Raw genomic sequence first — 16,336 nt, 5'->3', positions numbered from 1 at the left:
CGTCGTAGTTCAGATGCCCGGGTGGAGAATCAACTCCGCAGCCTTTTCGGCGATGGCGATGACCGGGGCGTTGGTATTGCCCCGCACGATCGTCGGCATGACGGAAGCGTCCACGACACGAAGTGATTCTATTCCAAGAACCCGCAATCGCGCATCCACGACGCGGCCCATTCCACAGGTACCCACCGGATGGTGGCCGGTGAGCACGTTACGTCGGGTGAAATCCTCCAGATCCGCTTCCGTGTCGGAGGCGGGCGCCGCTATGGCGTCGAGCGTGTACGGCTTGAGCGCCACCTGCCGGGAGAGTTGCAGGCTGGTCCGCACGCCTTCGATCGCCATCGCCAGGTCGGCCGGATCGGCGAGGTAGTTCTGCACGATCTTCGGTTTGGCGGTGGGTTCGGGGCTGAACAGGGTCACGTTCCCGCGGGTGCGCGGTTTCGCCACGGAGGCGCCGAACGAAAGCGCGTGGCGGGACGGCGGCGAGAGGAAGCCGTCGGAGACCATCAAGGGCATACAGATGAGCTGGAGATCCGGGGCGTCACCGGAGACCGTCACGAAGCCGCCGGTCTCCGGGCCACCCGAAGTGAGGAAACCCGCCGCCTCGCGTTCGTACCGCTCGGCGTGCTCGGGCTCGCCGGCGGCGAGCAGGCTCACCGGCTGGTCGTGGCCGAAACTCAGCCAGACATGCGGATGGTCCTGGAGATGCTGCCCGACGTCGGGCAGGTCTACGGCGACGTCGAGACCGAACGCGCGGAGGTGATCGGCCGGGCCGATCCCCGAGTGCATCAGGATCTTCGGCGAGTTGTAGGTACCGGCACTGATGATGACCTCGCGCTCGGCGCGGATCTCGATGATCTCGTCGAGCCGGTTGCCGACGATCCCGACCGCCCGGCCGTTTTCGACGAGCACGCGGTGCACTTCGAGGTCGGTCTCGACGGTGAGATTCGGACGGCCCAGTACCGGACGCAGGAACTCCGACGAGGTACTCGCCCGGCGGCCATCCCGCTGTGTCACCTGAAACGCGCCGAACCCGTCCTGGGTGACGCCGTTGAAGTCGGAGTTGTGGTGGTAGCCCGCCTCGATCGCGGCCTCGATGAACGCGGCGGAACTGGGGTTCCCCATCCGCCCGTCGCTGACCCGCAGGGGTCCGCCGACACCGTGGAATTCGTCCTCGCCGCGTTCGTTGTCCTCCGAACGCCGGAAGAACGGGAGTATCCCGACGAAATCCCAGCCAGGCTGTGCCCACTCGTCGAAGTCGGCGCGGTTACCCCGGACATAGGCGCCGCCGTTCACCGAACTTCCGCCGCCGACGACTCGGGCCTGCGGCAGGTAGACCCGCCGCCCCCCGAGGTGCGGCTCCTGATGGGTGTCGAAATCCCAGTCGTACCGGGTCTTGAAGAACTTCCCACCGGCGACGGGGACCTGGAAGTTCGGATGATCGTCGGACGACCCGGCTTCGATCAGCACGACGGAGACGGACGGATCCGCGCTCAACCGGTTAGCGAGGACGCAACCGGACGCACCGGCCCCAACCACGACGAAATCGACCATAACGGGAATTTAACAAGATCGACGGAGGCCGGATTCTTTTCGGTTGCGGGAAGAACTCCTGAATCCTGCGGCAATCGTTGAGAAGACCACCGAGGCCGTCTCCCCTAGCGTGGGTGGTGTCTGATGCCGGATTCCGCGGAGGGAACGCCGAAATGACCATCGCTAGCCAGGCGCAGGGGCACGCGGAGTACGCGGCCACGCTTCAGGCTCTGGACCGGAAGCACCTCATCCATCCACACCAGAACCCGACGCGGACCGAACGCAACATCTTCGTCCGGGGCAAGGGATCCGTGGTGTGGGACGCCGCGGACGTCCCGTTCATCGACGGGATGGCGGGTGGCAACTGGGTGGTCGCCGTCGGCCACGGGCGCGCCGAACTCGCGGAAGCCGCGGCGGCACAGGCGGAAAAGCTGGAGTATTTTTCGCTGTGGCGCGAATATTCGAACGAGCCCGCGATCCGGCTCGGCGCCCGCCTCGCCGAACTCGCCCCGGCGGGGATGAACAAGATCCACTTCACCAGCGGTGGTTCGGACGGGACCGAGGCGGCACTCAAGATCGCGCGCCGGTACCACTTCGAACGTGGTGACACCGAGCGGACCTGGATCATCGGACGGCAGTTCGGTTACCACGGAACGACTCTCGCCGGCGGTTCCGTCAGCGGCATGGACGACATGCACTTCGGCGCCGGGCCGACGATGCCGCACGCCACCTTGGTGAGCCCGCCCATGCTGTCGCACCCGGAGATGTTCGGTGGACAGGACCCCACGGACTTTCTGGTGCAAGAACTGGAAACCGAGATCCTCCGGATCGGACCGGAGAAGATCGCCGCGATGATCGGCGAACCGGTGATGGGTGGTGGCGGTGTCATCGTGGCCCCGGAGGACTACTGGCCGCGGATCCGCACCCTGCTGACGAAGTACGGCATCCTGCTGATCGCCGACGAGGTCATCACCGGCTTCGGCCGCACGGGCGACTGGTTCGCTTCGGCGCATTACAGCCCGGACATCATCGTCACCGCCAAGGGGATCTCCAGCGGGTACGCGCCACTCGGCGCCGTCCTCATGCGCGACGACATCGGCGAGGTCATGGTCGGCAACCCCGAGAAGTTCTTCTTCCACGGGCTGACCTACTCGGGGCATCCGGTCGCGTGCGCGCTGGCGCTGGTGAACCTCGACATCATCGAACGGGAGAACATCCTCGGCCAGGCCAAGAAGATCGAGAGCTGGTTCACCGAGGGCCTCGACGGCATCCGTGACCTCCCGAACGTCCACGACGTCCGTGTGCACGGCGCCATGGTCGGCATCGAACTGACCGCCGACCCGAACACCGGCGAGCCGATGCCGTTCGACCGCATGGTCGCGATCATCGACGACCTGCGCGGCAAGCACCGCGTCCTGGCCCGCGACTACGGTCCCACCCTCGTCGTCGGCCCGCCGCTCGTGCTCGAAGAAGAACAGGCGGCGGAGATCTCCGCCGCCATCACCGACGTACTGAGGACCCGGTCATGACTCCGTTCAAAGTGGACATTCCGCAGGAAGCCATCGACGACCTGCGCAGACGGCTCGACGACACCCGTTGGCCCGCCGAGACCCCCGACGTCGGCTGGACCCGCGGCGTGCCGCAGTCCTACCTGAAGGAGCTCGTCGAGTACTGGCGCACCGAGTACGACTGGCGTGCCACCGAAGCGAAGATCAACCAGTTCCCGCAGTCGATCACGAACATCGACGGCGCGAACATCCACTACCTGCACGTCCGTTCGCCGGAACCGGACGCGACGCCGATGGTGATGACGACCGGCTGGCCGAGTTCGATCATCGAGTACCTGGACCTCATCGGGCCGCTGACCGACCCGCGGTCCCACGGCGGCGACCCGAAGGACGCCTACCACCTCGTCATCCCGACGTTGCCGGGCTTCGGTTTCTCCACTCCGCTGACCCAGCACGGCTGGACCGTCCCCAAGATGTCGGAGATCTGGGGCAAGCTGATGGCCGAGATCGGCTATGACCGCTACATCGTCCAGGGCGCGGACTGGGGTTCGTTCATCTCGATCATCCTGGCCGCGATGAAGCCGGAGAACGTGCTCGCCGCGCACGTCAACTTCCTGGTGACCCCGCCGGCCGACGCGAGCGATCTCGAAGGCCTGGACGAAGAGGAACTCGAACTGCTAGACCCGTACATGTTCCCCGCGCCGGGGTACATGGTCGAGCACGCGACCCGGCCGCAGACGCTGAGCTACAGTCTCGCCGATTCGCCGGTCGGGCAACTCGCTTGGTACATCGAGAAGTTCCACGGCTGGTCGGGTGCCGTCGATTCGCCGGAGGAGGTCTTCAATCGCGATGACCTGCTCGCCAACGTGACGCTGTACTGGCTCACGGGTTCGGCGGGCAACGCGGCGCACTTCTATTGCGACAACGCCCAGTTCACCCGGACTTCGGCGACACCGCACCCCGAACTGGCCGTCGCGCACCCGCGGTTCGAGGAATACAAGACGTTCGTGGCTCCCCTGCCGCCGATCTCGACGCCGATCGGTGTGGCGGCGTACAAGTACGACATCATGGAGCCGATCCGCACCTACGCGGACCGGGCCTTCTCCGACATCGTGCAGTGGCGGCGGCTCGACCGGGGCGGTCACTTCCCCGGACTGGAGGCACCCGACCTCTTCCTCGACGACCTCCGGAAGTTCAAGCAGGCCTTGCGAGCGAGGAGTTCGGACCGTGACTGACCAAGCCAACATCGAGAACCTCGACTACGGCAACCGCGACCTCCCGATCGAGACGGTGAAGTCCGCGGACGGGACCACCATCGCCTACGAGAAGTCGGGCACCGGGCCGCCGGTGATCATCGTCGGCGGGGGCCTGAACGAGAAGGCGATGCACGCCGAACTCGCCGAGGGCCTGTCCGAGAACTTCACGGTGTACAACTACGACCGCCGTGCCCGCGGCGACAGCGACGACAAGCGCGTCGGACCGTACACGGTGGACATCGAGATCGAAGACCTGGCCGCGGTGATCGAGGCCGCGGGCGGCACCGCCCACGTCTTCGCGAACTGCACCGGCTCGATGATCGCCGTCCCGGCGGCCGCGCGCGGGGTCCCCATGATCAAGCTGGCCATGTACGAACCCCCGTACAGCGGCCCGAAGGTCCCGCCCGGTTATACCGAACAACTCATGGAGTTGCTCGAACAGGACAGGACCAAGGAGGCCGTGTCGCTGTTCCTGAAATGGGACGCGCTCTTCACCGAGGACGAGATCGACTTCTTCTCGACGCATCCGATCTGGCCGGCGTTCGAGGCGATGGCGCATTCGATGCCGTACGACTCGATCCTGTCCGACGACGCGGACCGCGTCCCGGCCGAAGAACTGAGCGTGATCACCGTGCCCAGCCTGGTGCTCGGCGGGAACAAGAGTCCACAGTGGATGAAGGACATGTGCCAGGCCGTCGCCGACGGGATCCCGCGGGGTGAGTACGTCACCATGGACACCGCAGGACACCTGATGGACGACACGCTGGGCGCTGAACTGCTGACGAAGTTCTTCCGCTGAGGCAAGCGCAAGGCCGCGGGTGAGTGGTGGGCCGAGTTGATCGTGAGTGGTGATTCAGGTTAGAACACGAAACACCACTCACGCCCCCGCTGGACCATCGCGGCCGAGGCCACCCATGCCTCATTGGGGACACTGAGCGTCTCCGATGAGGCATGGGTGGCGGTGACCGGTCCGCTACTGGACCGCGTCCCTCAACGGGTGGATTTCGGGACGTTGGATGACCCGAAATCCACACAGTCCCGCACGGCGGTCCCCGTGATCACCAGGCCCGGAAGGGGGTGTGCGGAAAGAGACACTCACTATTTCCACACACCCCTCTGCCTTACCCCTCAAGACCTCGGGCGGTCTCGCAGGAACTCAGTCGCGCGGCGTGTTCTGGTAGGCGGCCAGCTTCCACTCGCCGTCCCGCAGGACAGCGGTCCACGAGGCGCGCACCTTGGCGTTCTCGGCGACCTCGGTGTCGCCTGCCTGGATCACACCGCCTTCGGTGTACAGCACGACGACGCCGGGCGCGATCTCCCGGGCGTCGAACGGGGTGCCGGTGACCTGGGAGCCCTGGTAAGCCGTGGCGAACGCGCCGGCCATGAACTTCGCGATGTTGTCGCGGCCTTTGACGTGGACGCCGGGCAGGATCATCGTGCCGTCCTCGACGAACACGTCGGCGAACGCCTCCGCGTCGTGGCGGGCCCAGGCGGCGACGATCTGGCCAGGCAGGGCGGCCACTCCGGTGGCGGTGTCGGCGGTTGCGGTCATCGGTCTGTCTCCTGTCGTTCGTTTCCGTTGTGATCACTGGAGAAGCCATAGGAGCCGATGAGCGTGGCCCCACTGGGTACCGGTCCTTCCGGGGCCCGCTCGCGAATGCCCCGTTGGAACTCGTGGAAGGCGGTCGAAGCGGCTAGAGGGTTCCCATCGCCCTCGACGACACCGACGTGGACGAAACTCACCCCGTCGTCGAGCCTGAATGACGCGTAGCTCAGCCCGTCGGGCTGTTCCCGCGCCAATTCCGCGAAGACGGCTTCCACCAATTCCTTGTTCTCACCGGCGGTTTCCGGGGTCGTCTGGTAACGGACGACGAACGCCGAACCCATTCCGTTCTCCTTCCTCGTGGCACGGAGGTCCACATCGGAAACTACGCGTTCGCCGGGCGCCGGAGTACCGCCTCGGACCAAGCTCGCAACCGCGGAGAAGCGCCTCGCAAAGCGGGAGAAGAGGACACCTGGGGAGCGGCATAGCGTTTTTCGTGTCCGCCCACTCACCTGATCACCGAAAGGCATACGCCAATGGGAACGAAAATCGGCGATCACGCCGTCGTGCTCGGGGGCAGCATCGCCGGGATGCTCGCCGCCCGCGTGCTTTCCGACGCCTACCGCCAGGTGACCGTCATCGAACGCGACGACCTCACCGAGGCCGGGACGGACCCGCGCCCGGCGATCTCGTGGGCGATCCACATCCACGCCCTGCTCGAACGCGGACGGATCATCATCGAAGACCTCTTCCCCGGGTTCGTCGACGACATGATCGCGGCGGGCGTCCCGGTCGGCGACTACGGCTCGACCTGCCACTACTACTTCAACGGCGAGATGTTCGCCGTCACCGACACCGGGATGGCCTGTGTGGCCGCGAACCGCCCGGTGATCGAGCACTTCCTCCGCTCCCGCACACTGCCCCGCCCCGGCGTCGTCCTGCGTGAGCGCACGGACATCGTCGGCCTGGTCGCGAACGACGGCAACGAACGCATCACCGGTGTCCGCGTGCAGAGCCGTGACGGCGGTGGCGAGGAGGTCATCAGCGCGGACCTGATCGTCGACGCCTCCGGCCGCGGCTCGCGGTCCCCGCGCTGGCTCGAGGAACTCGGCTACGAGAAGGCGCCGGAGGAGAAGGTCCAGATGGACCTGACCTACACGACGATGGACTTCGTCGGCCCGCTGCCGGTCGACCCGCTCGGTGAGGACATCGCGCTGGTTCCGACCGCGACCCCGGACTTCCCGCGCGGCGGCATCTTCGCGCGCCTCGCCGACCGGTACGCCCTCACCCTCACCGGCATCGCGGGCGACCGGGCTCCGACCGACCGCGACGGTTTCCTGGCCTACGCCAAGACGTTGCCGGTCAAGGAGGTCTACAACGCCATCGAGAACGCGGAGCAGCGCGCGCCCGCCGGATCGTTCCGGTTCCCGGCCAGCGTCCGCCGCCACTACGAGAAGCTGAGCCGCTTCCCCGCCGGATACCTGATCCTCGGCGACGCCGCCTGCATCTTCAACCCCGTCTACGCCCAGGGCATGACGGTCGCCGCGATGGGCGCGAACGTACTGCGCAAGCATCTGGAAAAGGGCGTCGAGCCGGACTTCCGCGGCTACTTCCGCGACCTGGCCAAGGCGACCGACTCGCCGTGGATGATGTCCGCTTCCGCCGACCTCGGCTACGAGTCGGTGCGCGGCAAGCGCACCCTCGCCACCAAGATCGGCAACGCCTACATGTCGAAGGTGATGGCGGCCGCCGCGAACGACCCGGTGGTGGCACGCGGGTTCATGCGCACCATCTCGCTGATCGACCCGCCGCAGGCGCTGATGAAGCCGTCGATGATGCGCCGGGTCCTGTTCTCCGGCGGTGACAAGAAGAACGCCACCGTCACCACCCTTCCGACGCCCCGGACCGACACCGGCGACGCCGAGCGTTCCGCGGCTTGATCCGCTTTTCGCCCAAGAACAAGGAGTTCCGGTGAGTCATCTCCAAGCGGCGGGCGACGCCGTCAGATTCCGCTGGGCCGCGCTGGTCCTGTTGTGCGCGGCCAACTTCGCGGTCCTGCTGGATTCGCAGAGCGTCATCCTGGCGTTGCCTTCGCTGGCGCCCGACCTCGGGATGGCACCCACCGACGCGCAATGGGTGCTGAGCGCGAAGCTCATCACCTTCGGCGGGCTGCTCATCCTCGGCGGCCGGGCGGCCGACCACTTCGGCAGGCGCCGGGTGTTCGTGCTCGGCACGGCGTTGTTCCTCGTCGGCTCGGTGCTCTGCGGGCTGGCGTGGAACCCGGCGGTGATCATCGCCGCGCGGGCGCTCAGCGGGATCGCGGCGGCGCTGATGGTGCCGACGGCGTTGTCGATCCTCATGAACACCTTCCCCGAGGGCAAGAGCCGTAACACCGCGCTCGCCGGCTGGTCCGGTATCGGCGGGATCGGCGCGACGGCGGGTCTGCTCGTCGGCGGGCTGCTCACCCAGACCCTGGGCTGGCAGTGGGTGTTCTACGTCAACGTGCCGATCGCGGTACTCGTCATGCTGCTCGCTCCGGTGTTGCTGCGGGAGAGCCGCGATTCCGGCAACCGCCGCAGCCAGGACGTCGCGGGGGCCGTGATCAGTACACTCGCACTCGTCGCGATCATCCTCGCCGTCGTCCAGGCACCGGTCTGGGGCTGGACGAGCGCGCCGACGCTCATCCTGTTCGCGGTCGCCGCCGCGCTGCTCGCGCTGTTCGTGGCCGTGGAAAAGCGTTCGGCGTCGCCGCTGGTGCCGCTGGCGCTGCTCCGGCGTCCGGCGCTCGCGGGCGGCAACCTCGTCACGGTGGCGATGGGCATGGCGGCGTTCGGCCTTTCGGTCACCATCTCGATGTACGGCCAGGTCGTCCTCGGCTACAGCCCGCTGGAGTTCGGCGTGCTGCAGTCCGTCATGCCGACGTTGGCGTTCTTCGGTGCTTACGTCGGACAGGCCGTGGTCACGCGGATGGGTGTCCGGCCGGTCGTCGCGGCCTGTCTCGTATTGCTCGGCGCCGGTTGCCTGCTGCTGTCGCAAGTACCGGTCAGCGGCAGCTACGGGGCCGACATCCTCTGGGGCCTGGTCGTCTTCGGCCCGGGTCTCGGCGCGGGTATGGCCGCCGCTTCGGTGGCCGCGCTGTCCAAGGTGCCGCAGGCCGACAGCGGTGCGGCGTCGGGGATCAACGTCGCTTCGTTCCAGATCGGCGGCGCGCTCGGGGTCGCCGTGGTCACCTCGGTGTCGACGTCGTTCACCGCCGCGCCGGGTGGGCCCGCCGAGTTCACCGCCGGACTGCGAGCCGCGTTCATCGCTTGCGTGGTCTTCGCCGTCATCGGCCTGGGGGTGACCGTGACCCTGCTGAAGGGGAACAAGAAGCGTCACCTGCACAGCATCGACGGCCAGGACCGCGGTGACCCGGACGACCTCCCGCTCGCGGGCTGACGAGTACGTGAAGGCCCCCTTCCTGGACCTAGACGAAAGGTTCCGGCGAAGTCGAGATGTTGGCCGAACGGGTCGTGCGTGGCGATTCGGGTTCTGACCGGTCTGTGTTTGCCTGCCCGCGGAAACGGTGTCGTCCTCGACGTGGCGATGACGTCGAGTGGGGAGGATCGGGGACGTTGAATGTCCCCGATCCTCCGTTGATCAAGGTCCGGGACCCTGCGCCGTCGGGCTGACCACTCGTGGGTAAGCAAAATACCGGGCCGCCCTGACCCGACTTACCACTCACGACCACCCCGACCGAAGCGTCGCTCAGACATCAAGCATGGCCACCCCCGGGTGTCGCGAAAGCCACTTTCGCGACATCACATGTCCCGAAAGTGGCTTTCGCGACACCCGGCCTACCGACAGTAGCTAACCAAGACACCCATGGCTCTGACACGATCCGCCACCCACGACCACCCCGACCCACCCCATTCCGGGCACTTGACAAGACCAGGCCCGAATCGCCAAGAGCGGCGCTGAATGACAGCCCCCGCGACTTCGCCAGTACCTCGCGCTCAAAGCAAGGAAGGGGCCTTCATGTACTGCTAGTGTCGCGTGATCCTGCTTGCTTGACGTTGGGTTTCGTTCCTCGGACGGCGATCTCGCGTGATCAGACGGCGGTTACGCGTGATTGGACGGCGATCTCCGGAGATCGCCGTCTGATCACGGGTAAGACCTGCAGGACCACGCGACACTAGAGACCTCGGTGCAGGGCCTCGATGTACTCGCGGTGGCCGGGCAGACCGGCGGAGTAGATCTCGCGTTCCTTGTCGATCTTCTCGAGCATCTCCCACGCGGCGGCGTCGTTCATCAGGTCGACCGACGGCGGGGCCTTCTTGAAGCCGAAATCCATTCCGGACAGGATCGCCCAGAGGCTGCGGGTCTCGAACAGCCGCAACTGGCTGCCGTCCGGGATGATGACGCTCTCCGCGTACTCGGTGAGTTTCTCCTCCAGGCTCGCCGGGATCGGCGCTTCCCGCACGGCGTTCCAGAACTCGGTGTCGTCGCGGTCGGTGAGCGTGTAGTGCATGACGATGAAGTCGCGCAGGTCCTCGAACGCGCCGACCATGAGTTCGTTGTAGCGGGCCTTGCGGCGCTCGTCGAAGTCCGAGTCCGGGAAGTGCAGCACCAGCAACGCGAGCTGGTACTCGATGAGCGCGATCGTGGTGGATTCCAGCGGTTCGACGAAGCAGCTCGACAGTCCGACGGCGACGCAGTTGTTCACCCACGAGCGGCGGTTGTGCCCGACCCGCATCTTGATGTGGTTGCCCGCGGTGTCGTAGTCCCGGCCGCCCAGGTGCTGACGCAGTCGCTGTTCGGCCTTCTCCGGCGTGGTGAACGCGCTGGAGTAGACGAAGCCGGTGCCGTCGCGGTCGGCGAGGGGGATCTCCCAGATCCAGCCGTCCGGCTTCGCGGTCGCGGAGGTGTACGGCCGCAGGCCACCCTCCTGGTGCTTCGCGGGAAGCGCGACGGCGGAGTCGCACAGCAGGACGTCGTTGGCGCTGACGAACGGCTCGTTCAGCGTCTTGTTGATCAGCAGGCCCCGGAATCCCGTGCAGTCCAAGAAAAGATCGGCTTCGATCTCGCCGGCGGTGTCGGTGACGACCTTCTCGATCGTGCCGCGCGGGTCGACGGTCACCGATGTCACGTCCGCCGAAACGAACTTCACGCCACGGCCGGTCGCCAGCTCGCGAAGGTACTTGGCGATCAGCGCGGCGTCGAAGTGGTAGGCGTAGCGGTAGCCGGGGTCCGGGGCGTCGGTGCCGGGCAACGGTTTCGGGGCCTTGTCGAGCTCGCAGAGGCGCTGCAGCGCCATTCCCGCGTCACCGAAGGTCTCACGCACCCGCGTGTCGCCGGCCAAGCGCTGCTTCAGCCAGAAGTGCGCGAGCGAGACACCGCGGCCGAACCGCTTGTGGAACGGCTTCTCGTAGTTCTGCACCGCGGGTTCGGGAACGTCGAAGAACGGGTGGTAGTAGGTGTGGCTGTCGCGGCCCTCGTGCGGTTTGCGCCAGTCGTTGAACCGGACGGCGGACTTGAAGACCGCGTTGGTCTTCGGCATCCAGTCCTCTTCCTTCATGCCAAGGAAGGAGAAGGTGGTCCGCAGGGTCGGAACGGTGGCCTCACCCACCCCGATCCGCGGGATCCGCGGTGATTCGATCAGGGTGATGTCGACCTTCCTGCCGAAGGCGCGATTCAGGTAGGCGGCGGACATCCAGCCTGCCGTCCCGCCGCCGACTATCACGATCTTTTCGATTGGACGTGCCACGACAAGTGCTCCTTTGCGGTCCAGAAACCCCCACCAAGCTGCGCAAACGAGCGTAGGTTCCGATCACACGATCGGGCAGGGCCCACCTCACCTGTCACCGATGAGTTACGACGTCGGTGACCATGAAGTTCGCCTCAAGCGGACATAAGGGCACGGATCGCCGCGAGGCGATCCGTGCCCTTATGTTATTCCGTCGTGCGGTCGCTCTTACTGGAAGGAAATGGCGACTCCGGCCGGGCCATTACCCGCGCCGTCGGCGAGGCCGATCACACAGGTGACCACCGCACAATCGACGGTGCCGTACGAAGTGCCGTCGAAAAGAATTCCTTCGAAGCTCTTCTTCACGGTCAGCGGAGTGGAAAGGGTGCCGTCGCCCGCGGCGGTCACGTCCACCCGTGCCGCGGCGTTGCAGGCGAGCTCTCCGGAGGGCACCTCGGCACACTCGCCGACGGTGTAGGCCGTGCCCGCCGTCAGCCCCGACGCGCCCACCTGGACCACGGCGTTGTCGGCCAACCCGGACGACGGCGTCACCGTCGCCGACGGTGCGTCGGCCGACGCGGGCACCTGGAAGGCGACCAGCATGCCGAGAGCGGCGGCGGTACCGGCGACGGTCTTCGCGAAAACGCTTTTGCGCATGACTGTTTTCTCCTTTATCGGGTTTGACCGGAAATGATTTGCGATGGGTGTTTTCGAGGTATTCCCCAGCGCTTCCGGTGATAAAGTTACGGATCTTCGTCGTTGCTTGTCAACGAATTCTGTTCGCAGTTTGGAAGAAGCCGGAAACACTTAAGGACCTATACCCTTTGCGCACTATGTCGGGTTCGCCTCCCGTCGGGCGCCCCGGTGGCGAAGCATGCGGGCAAGCAGGGAGATGGCATGGAGGTGCGCGCGACCTAGCGTGGGAAGCGGGTTTCGACAGGCGGGAGATTCGTGATGGCGAACCAGGAAACCGCGGCCAGTCTCGGCAACATCGGGTTCGGGGCGCGCGGTCTCGTGCTCGAACACGTGACATCGGCGGACGGCACCCGGATCGCCTTCGAGAAATCCGGGGAAGGCCCGCCGGTGATCATCCTCGGCGGCGGGCTCAACGAGAAGGCCATGTTCGCCGACCTCGCCGAACTGCTGTCGGAGGATTTCACCGTCTACAACTACGACCGCCGCGGCCGCGGGAACAGCGAGGACAACGGCGGCCTGTCGGGATACACGATCGACCGGGAGGTCGAAGACCTGACGGCGGTACTCGCGGTGGCGGGCTCCGAAGCGGCGATCTTCGCCAACTGCACCGGTGGCCTGATCGCCATGCGGGCGGCGGCGAAAGGCGTCTCGATGGGCAAGATGGCGCTGTACGAACCCACTTACGGCGGCCATCAGCCTCCCGAGTCCTATATGGACGATCTGGAGCGGATGGTCGCCGCCGATCACCGCTCCGACGCCGTCGCGTTGTTCCTCAAGGAGAACGTCCGGTTCAGCTCGGAGACCATCGAAGGATTCAAGTCCCTTCCCATCTGGCCGTCGTTCGAGGCCATGGCCCCGACGACGCTCTACGACTCCATCCTCGACGCGAACCACGAGTCCGTCCCGTTCGACCAACTGCCGGGGATCAGGGTGCCGACCCTGGTCATCGGCGGCCGGGAAAGCCCTTCCTGGCTGATAGACAACTGCCACGCCCTCGCCGACGGGCTCCCCAACGGCCAGTACGTGTGCATGAACGAGGGGCATCTGTTCAACCAGAAGGCGGGTGCCCCGCTGCTCACGGTGTTCTTCCGCTCCTGACTCCACCTTTTTCGATCGTTGAGGAGAAGATTCGATGGAAAGCCGCTGCCCTTACACCCTGGACATCGCGGGTACGGACATTCACGCGGAGAGCGAGGCTCTCCGCGCACAAGGGCCGATCACCCAGGTCGAACTGCCCGGCGGGGTGATCGGGTGGTCCGTGACCGGATACCAGGCGGCGCGCCAGGTGCTGTCCGACAACCGGTTCGCCAAGGACCCGCAGAAGTGGACCAAGTACACCGAGGGCGAGATCCCCTCGAACTGGCCGCTGATCGGCTGGCTCCTGATGGACAACATGACCACGAACGACGGTGAAGACCACCAGCGCCTGCGCAAGCTGGTTTCCCGTGGTTTCACGCCGAAGCAGGTCGAGCTGACCCGCCCGCTGATCCAGAAGATCGTCGACGACCTGCTGGACGGTCTCTCCAGCGCGGGTCCGGACGAGGTCATCGACCTCAAGGGCCGCTTCGCCACCCCGCTGCCCGCGCGCGTCATCTGCGACATGTTCGGGGTGCCGGAGTCGGCCCGCGCGTCCGCCCTGCGCGGCGCCGGCGTCAACGTCACCACGACCACCTCCGGTGACGAGGCCGAGGCCAACGTCGAGCTGTGGCACCAGGAGCTGACCGACCTCGCCGAGTTCAAACGCGAGAACCCCGGCGACGACCTGACCAGCCTCCTGCTCGCCGCGCGCGAAGAGGACGGCAGCAGGCTCACCGACGAGGAGATGGTCGGCACCCTGCACCTCATGCTCGGCGCGGGTTCCGAAACCCTCATGAACGCGCTCAGCGCCGCCGTCGTCGCGCTGCTGAGCCAGCCCGAGCAGAAGGAACTCCTGGACAGCGGCCAGGTTTCCTGGGACGACGTCATCGAAGAGGCCCTGCGGGTCAACGCCCCGGTCGCGCAGCTCCCGCTGCGATACGCGACCGAGGACGTCGAGGTCGCCGGGGTCACCATCCGCAAGGGCGACCCGGTGCTGATGGGCTTCACCGCCATCGGCCGCGACCCGGAGAACCACGGCGAGACCGCGGGCGAGTTCGACGCCACCCGCGCCGACAAAACCCACCTGTCGTTCGGGCACGGCGCGCACTTCTGCCTCGGCGCACCGCTGGCGCGGCTGGAACTGCGGCTCGCGCTTCCGGCGCTGTTCGCCCGCTACCCGGACCTGAAGCTCGCGGTCGGCGTCGACGAGCTCGAGGGCCAGGGGACGTTCATCATGAACGGCCACAAGGAGGTCCCGGTGCGCCTGGGCGAACCCTCGCTGGTGCGGTCATGACCGGCGGACCCGTCCACGACGCGCCACTGGCGGTGGTCACCGGCGCGTCTTCGGGCATCGGTGCCGAGTTCACGCGAGTGCTGCGGGACCGCGGTTACCGCGTGCTCGCCGTGGCCCGCCGCGCCGACCGGCTCGACGAGCTGGCCAAGGGCTCCGGTGGCTTCATCGTCCCCTTCGTCCGTGACGTCACCTCCGAGGGCGCGGCCGAGGCGATCCTCGGGCGCGCTGAGCAACTCGGCGGCGCGGACCTCGTCGTCTGCAACGCCGGCCGGGGCTCGCGTGGCCGCTTTCACGAGAGCGAGCCGTCCGACGCCCTCGGCATGATCCGGCTCAACGTGACGGCGAACGTCGACCTCGTCTCGCAGGCCGTTCCCAAGATGGTCGCGCGCGGGTCGGGCGGAATCATCGTCGTCGCGTCGAACCTGGGCTTCTTCGCCACCCCGAACATGGCCGTGTACGGCGCCACGAAGGCCTTTTTGCTGTCCTTCACGGAGTCGTTGTCGGCGGAGCTGGCGGGGACCGGTGTGCGGGCCATGGCGCTGTGCCCCGGGGCGACCTCCACCGAGTTCGGCGACGTCGCCGGGCTGGGCGACACGGTCGAGAAGACGCCTGGCTTCACCACCGCCGAAGAGGTCGTCCGCGGCGGTTTGAAGGCGTGGGACGCCGGGCGCACGATCACCGTGCCCGGGACCGTCGCACGCCTGCTCACGGCGTTCCTGGCGTACTCGCCACGGACCGTTTCACGCCGGATCATGGGCAAGATCTTCACCGCCGGATAACCGCTATCGGGTGAATGTCGGCGAATTGCCGGGCGCGAGCGATGAGTTCGCGCCCGGCACGGGGTCCAACCTGTGACGCCGCCACCCGACGGGCGGAAGATCGAGGAAGGACGACCGAGATGACCAGCACGAACGAGATCACCATTTCCGGCGGCCGGCTGCACTACGAGGTCCGCGGCGACGGACCGCTGCTGCTGGCCATGGGCTCGCCGATGGCCGCGGACGCCTTCGCACCGCTGGCCGACGCGCTGGCGAGCCGGTTCACCGTCGTGACCCATGACCCCCGGGGCATCTCACAGAGCCCACTGGACGACCCGAACGAGGACTCGAGCCCGGAGAAGCGCGCCGAGGACGTCGTCGCGATCCTGGACCACCTGGGCGCCGAAACGGCCGACGTGTTCGGTTCCAGCGGCGGCGCGATGACCACGCTCGCGCTGGCCGCCCGCCACCCCGGCCGGATCCGGACGCTCGTCGCGCACGAGCCGCCCGCGCTGACCCTGCTTCCCGACGCGGCCGAGCAGCACGCCGAGGTCGACGAGATCGTGAAGGCGTTCGAAACCGACGGTCTCGAAGCGGCATGGACGAAGTTCCTCGGCACTTCGGGCTTCGAGGAGGACGAGGCGGGCCCGCCGCCGAGCGACTCCCCCGAGCAGGACCTGGAGGACGGTCGCCGGTTCTTCGTCCACGAACTCCGTACGACCACGCGTTACGAGCCCCGGCTCGACGCGCTGCGCGACGGGCCGTTCCGGGTCGTGGTCGGCCTCGGCGCGGACTCCGGCGGGCTGCTCACCCGGCGGACGTGCGCCGCGCTCGCCGACGAACTCGGTGTCGGAGTGGTGGAGTTCCCCGGCGACCACGGCGGGTTCATTTGGGACCCGGAAGGCTTCGCCAAGCAGCTGGGCGACATCCTGCTGTGACTCCGGGGGGC

General features: G+C 66.9%; 14 protein-coding genes. 9 read left to right on the top strand and 5 right to left on the bottom strand.

What is annotated here, in order from left to right:
• Positions 1 to 9: 9 nt before the first annotated feature.
• Complete coding sequence (locus ACM6LU_RS22150; RefSeq protein ID WP_414939643.1) at positions 10 to 1,551, bottom strand: GMC family oxidoreductase; 1,542 nt, start codon at positions 1,549 to 1,551, stop codon at positions 10 to 12.
• A 152-nt stretch (positions 1,552 to 1,703) separates the two neighbouring features.
• Between ACM6LU_RS22150 and ACM6LU_RS22145 the strand changes: the two genes are divergently transcribed.
• Genes ACM6LU_RS22145 through ACM6LU_RS22135 form a run of 3 tightly spaced genes read left to right on the top strand, consistent with a single transcriptional unit; the run spans position 1,704 to position 5,093 of the window.
• Positions 1,704 to 3,059 (top strand): aspartate aminotransferase family protein, encoded by a 1,356-nt coding sequence (locus tag ACM6LU_RS22145; protein WP_414939642.1) that lies wholly within the window; start codon positions 1,704 to 1,706, stop codon positions 3,057 to 3,059.
• The gene (locus ACM6LU_RS22140) at positions 3,056 to 4,273 is read left to right on the top strand and encodes an epoxide hydrolase family protein (RefSeq protein ID WP_414939641.1); all 1,218 of its coding nucleotides are present in this window, start codon (positions 3,056 to 3,058) and stop codon (positions 4,271 to 4,273) included. The genes ACM6LU_RS22145 and ACM6LU_RS22140 overlap by 4 nt, the downstream gene beginning before the upstream one ends.
• Positions 4,266 to 5,093, top strand: coding sequence for an alpha/beta fold hydrolase (locus ACM6LU_RS22135; protein ID WP_414939640.1), 828 nt, complete (start codon positions 4,266 to 4,268; stop codon positions 5,091 to 5,093). The genes ACM6LU_RS22140 and ACM6LU_RS22135 overlap by 8 nt, the downstream gene beginning before the upstream one ends.
• A 357-nt stretch (positions 5,094 to 5,450) precedes the next feature.
• On the opposite strand, the gene ACM6LU_RS22130 is transcribed toward ACM6LU_RS22135, so the two are convergent.
• Both ACM6LU_RS22130 and ACM6LU_RS22125 read right to left on the bottom strand, forming a co-directional pair.
• Positions 5,451 to 5,846: an SgcJ/EcaC family oxidoreductase gene (locus ACM6LU_RS22130; RefSeq protein ID WP_414939639.1), complete on the bottom strand. Its 396-nt coding sequence runs from the start codon at positions 5,844 to 5,846 to the stop codon at positions 5,451 to 5,453.
• Entirely contained in the window at positions 5,843 to 6,181 is a 339-nt protein-coding gene (locus ACM6LU_RS22125) for a hypothetical protein (RefSeq protein WP_414939638.1), read from the bottom strand. The genes ACM6LU_RS22130 and ACM6LU_RS22125 overlap by 4 nt, the downstream gene beginning before the upstream one ends.
• Before the next feature lie 192 nt (positions 6,182 to 6,373).
• On the opposite strand from ACM6LU_RS22125, the gene ACM6LU_RS22120 reads away from it, so the two are divergent.
• Together ACM6LU_RS22120 and ACM6LU_RS22115 are read left to right on the top strand one after the other, a co-directional pair.
• Entirely contained in the window at positions 6,374 to 7,777 is a 1,404-nt protein-coding gene (locus ACM6LU_RS22120; protein ID WP_414939637.1) for an FAD-dependent oxidoreductase, read from the top strand.
• 31 nt (positions 7,778 to 7,808) lie between these two features.
• Complete coding sequence (locus tag ACM6LU_RS22115) at positions 7,809 to 9,275, top strand: MFS transporter (RefSeq protein ID WP_414939636.1); 1,467 nt, start codon at positions 7,809 to 7,811, stop codon at positions 9,273 to 9,275.
• A gap of 736 nt (positions 9,276 to 10,011) precedes the next feature.
• Here ACM6LU_RS22115 and ACM6LU_RS22110 read toward each other — a convergent pair.
• Together ACM6LU_RS22110 and ACM6LU_RS22105 are read right to left on the bottom strand one after the other, a co-directional pair.
• Positions 10,012 to 11,583, bottom strand: a complete 1,572-nt coding sequence (locus tag ACM6LU_RS22110; protein ID WP_414939635.1) for a tryptophan halogenase family protein — start codon at positions 11,581 to 11,583, stop codon at positions 10,012 to 10,014.
• Between the two features lie 207 nt (positions 11,584 to 11,790).
• Positions 11,791 to 12,219, bottom strand: coding sequence for an enediyne antibiotic chromoprotein (locus ACM6LU_RS22105; protein ID WP_414939634.1), 429 nt, complete (start codon positions 12,217 to 12,219; stop codon positions 11,791 to 11,793).
• 297 nt (positions 12,220 to 12,516) lie between these two features.
• Here ACM6LU_RS22105 and ACM6LU_RS22100 point away from each other — a divergent pair, with 297 nt between their 5' ends.
• The 4 genes from ACM6LU_RS22100 to ACM6LU_RS22085 all read left to right on the top strand — a co-directional run bounded on the left by ACM6LU_RS22100 (position 12,517) and on the right by ACM6LU_RS22085 (position 16,325).
• Positions 12,517 to 13,356, top strand: a complete 840-nt coding sequence (locus ACM6LU_RS22100) for an alpha/beta fold hydrolase (RefSeq protein WP_414939633.1) — start codon at positions 12,517 to 12,519, stop codon at positions 13,354 to 13,356.
• A 34-nt stretch (positions 13,357 to 13,390) separates the two neighbouring features.
• Positions 13,391 to 14,629, top strand: a complete 1,239-nt coding sequence (locus ACM6LU_RS22095; RefSeq protein WP_414939632.1) for a cytochrome P450 family protein — start codon at positions 13,391 to 13,393, stop codon at positions 14,627 to 14,629.
• A complete protein-coding gene (locus tag ACM6LU_RS22090) occupies positions 14,626 to 15,408 on the top strand; it encodes an SDR family NAD(P)-dependent oxidoreductase (RefSeq protein WP_414939631.1) in 783 nt (260 codons plus the stop codon). Before ACM6LU_RS22095 ends, ACM6LU_RS22090 begins: the two co-directional genes overlap by 4 nt.
• Positions 15,409 to 15,527: 119 nt before the next feature.
• Entirely contained in the window at positions 15,528 to 16,325 is a 798-nt protein-coding gene (locus ACM6LU_RS22085) for an alpha/beta hydrolase (protein WP_414939630.1), read from the top strand.
• Positions 16,326 to 16,336: the final 11 nt, after the last annotated feature.

This window comes from Amycolatopsis sp. cmx-11-51 (assembly GCF_047608665.1).
Lineage (GTDB): Bacteria > Actinomycetota > Actinomycetes > Mycobacteriales > Pseudonocardiaceae > Amycolatopsis.
The sequence above is the reverse complement of the archived record's forward strand: the minus strand, read 5'-3'. Positions and strand labels throughout refer to the sequence as shown.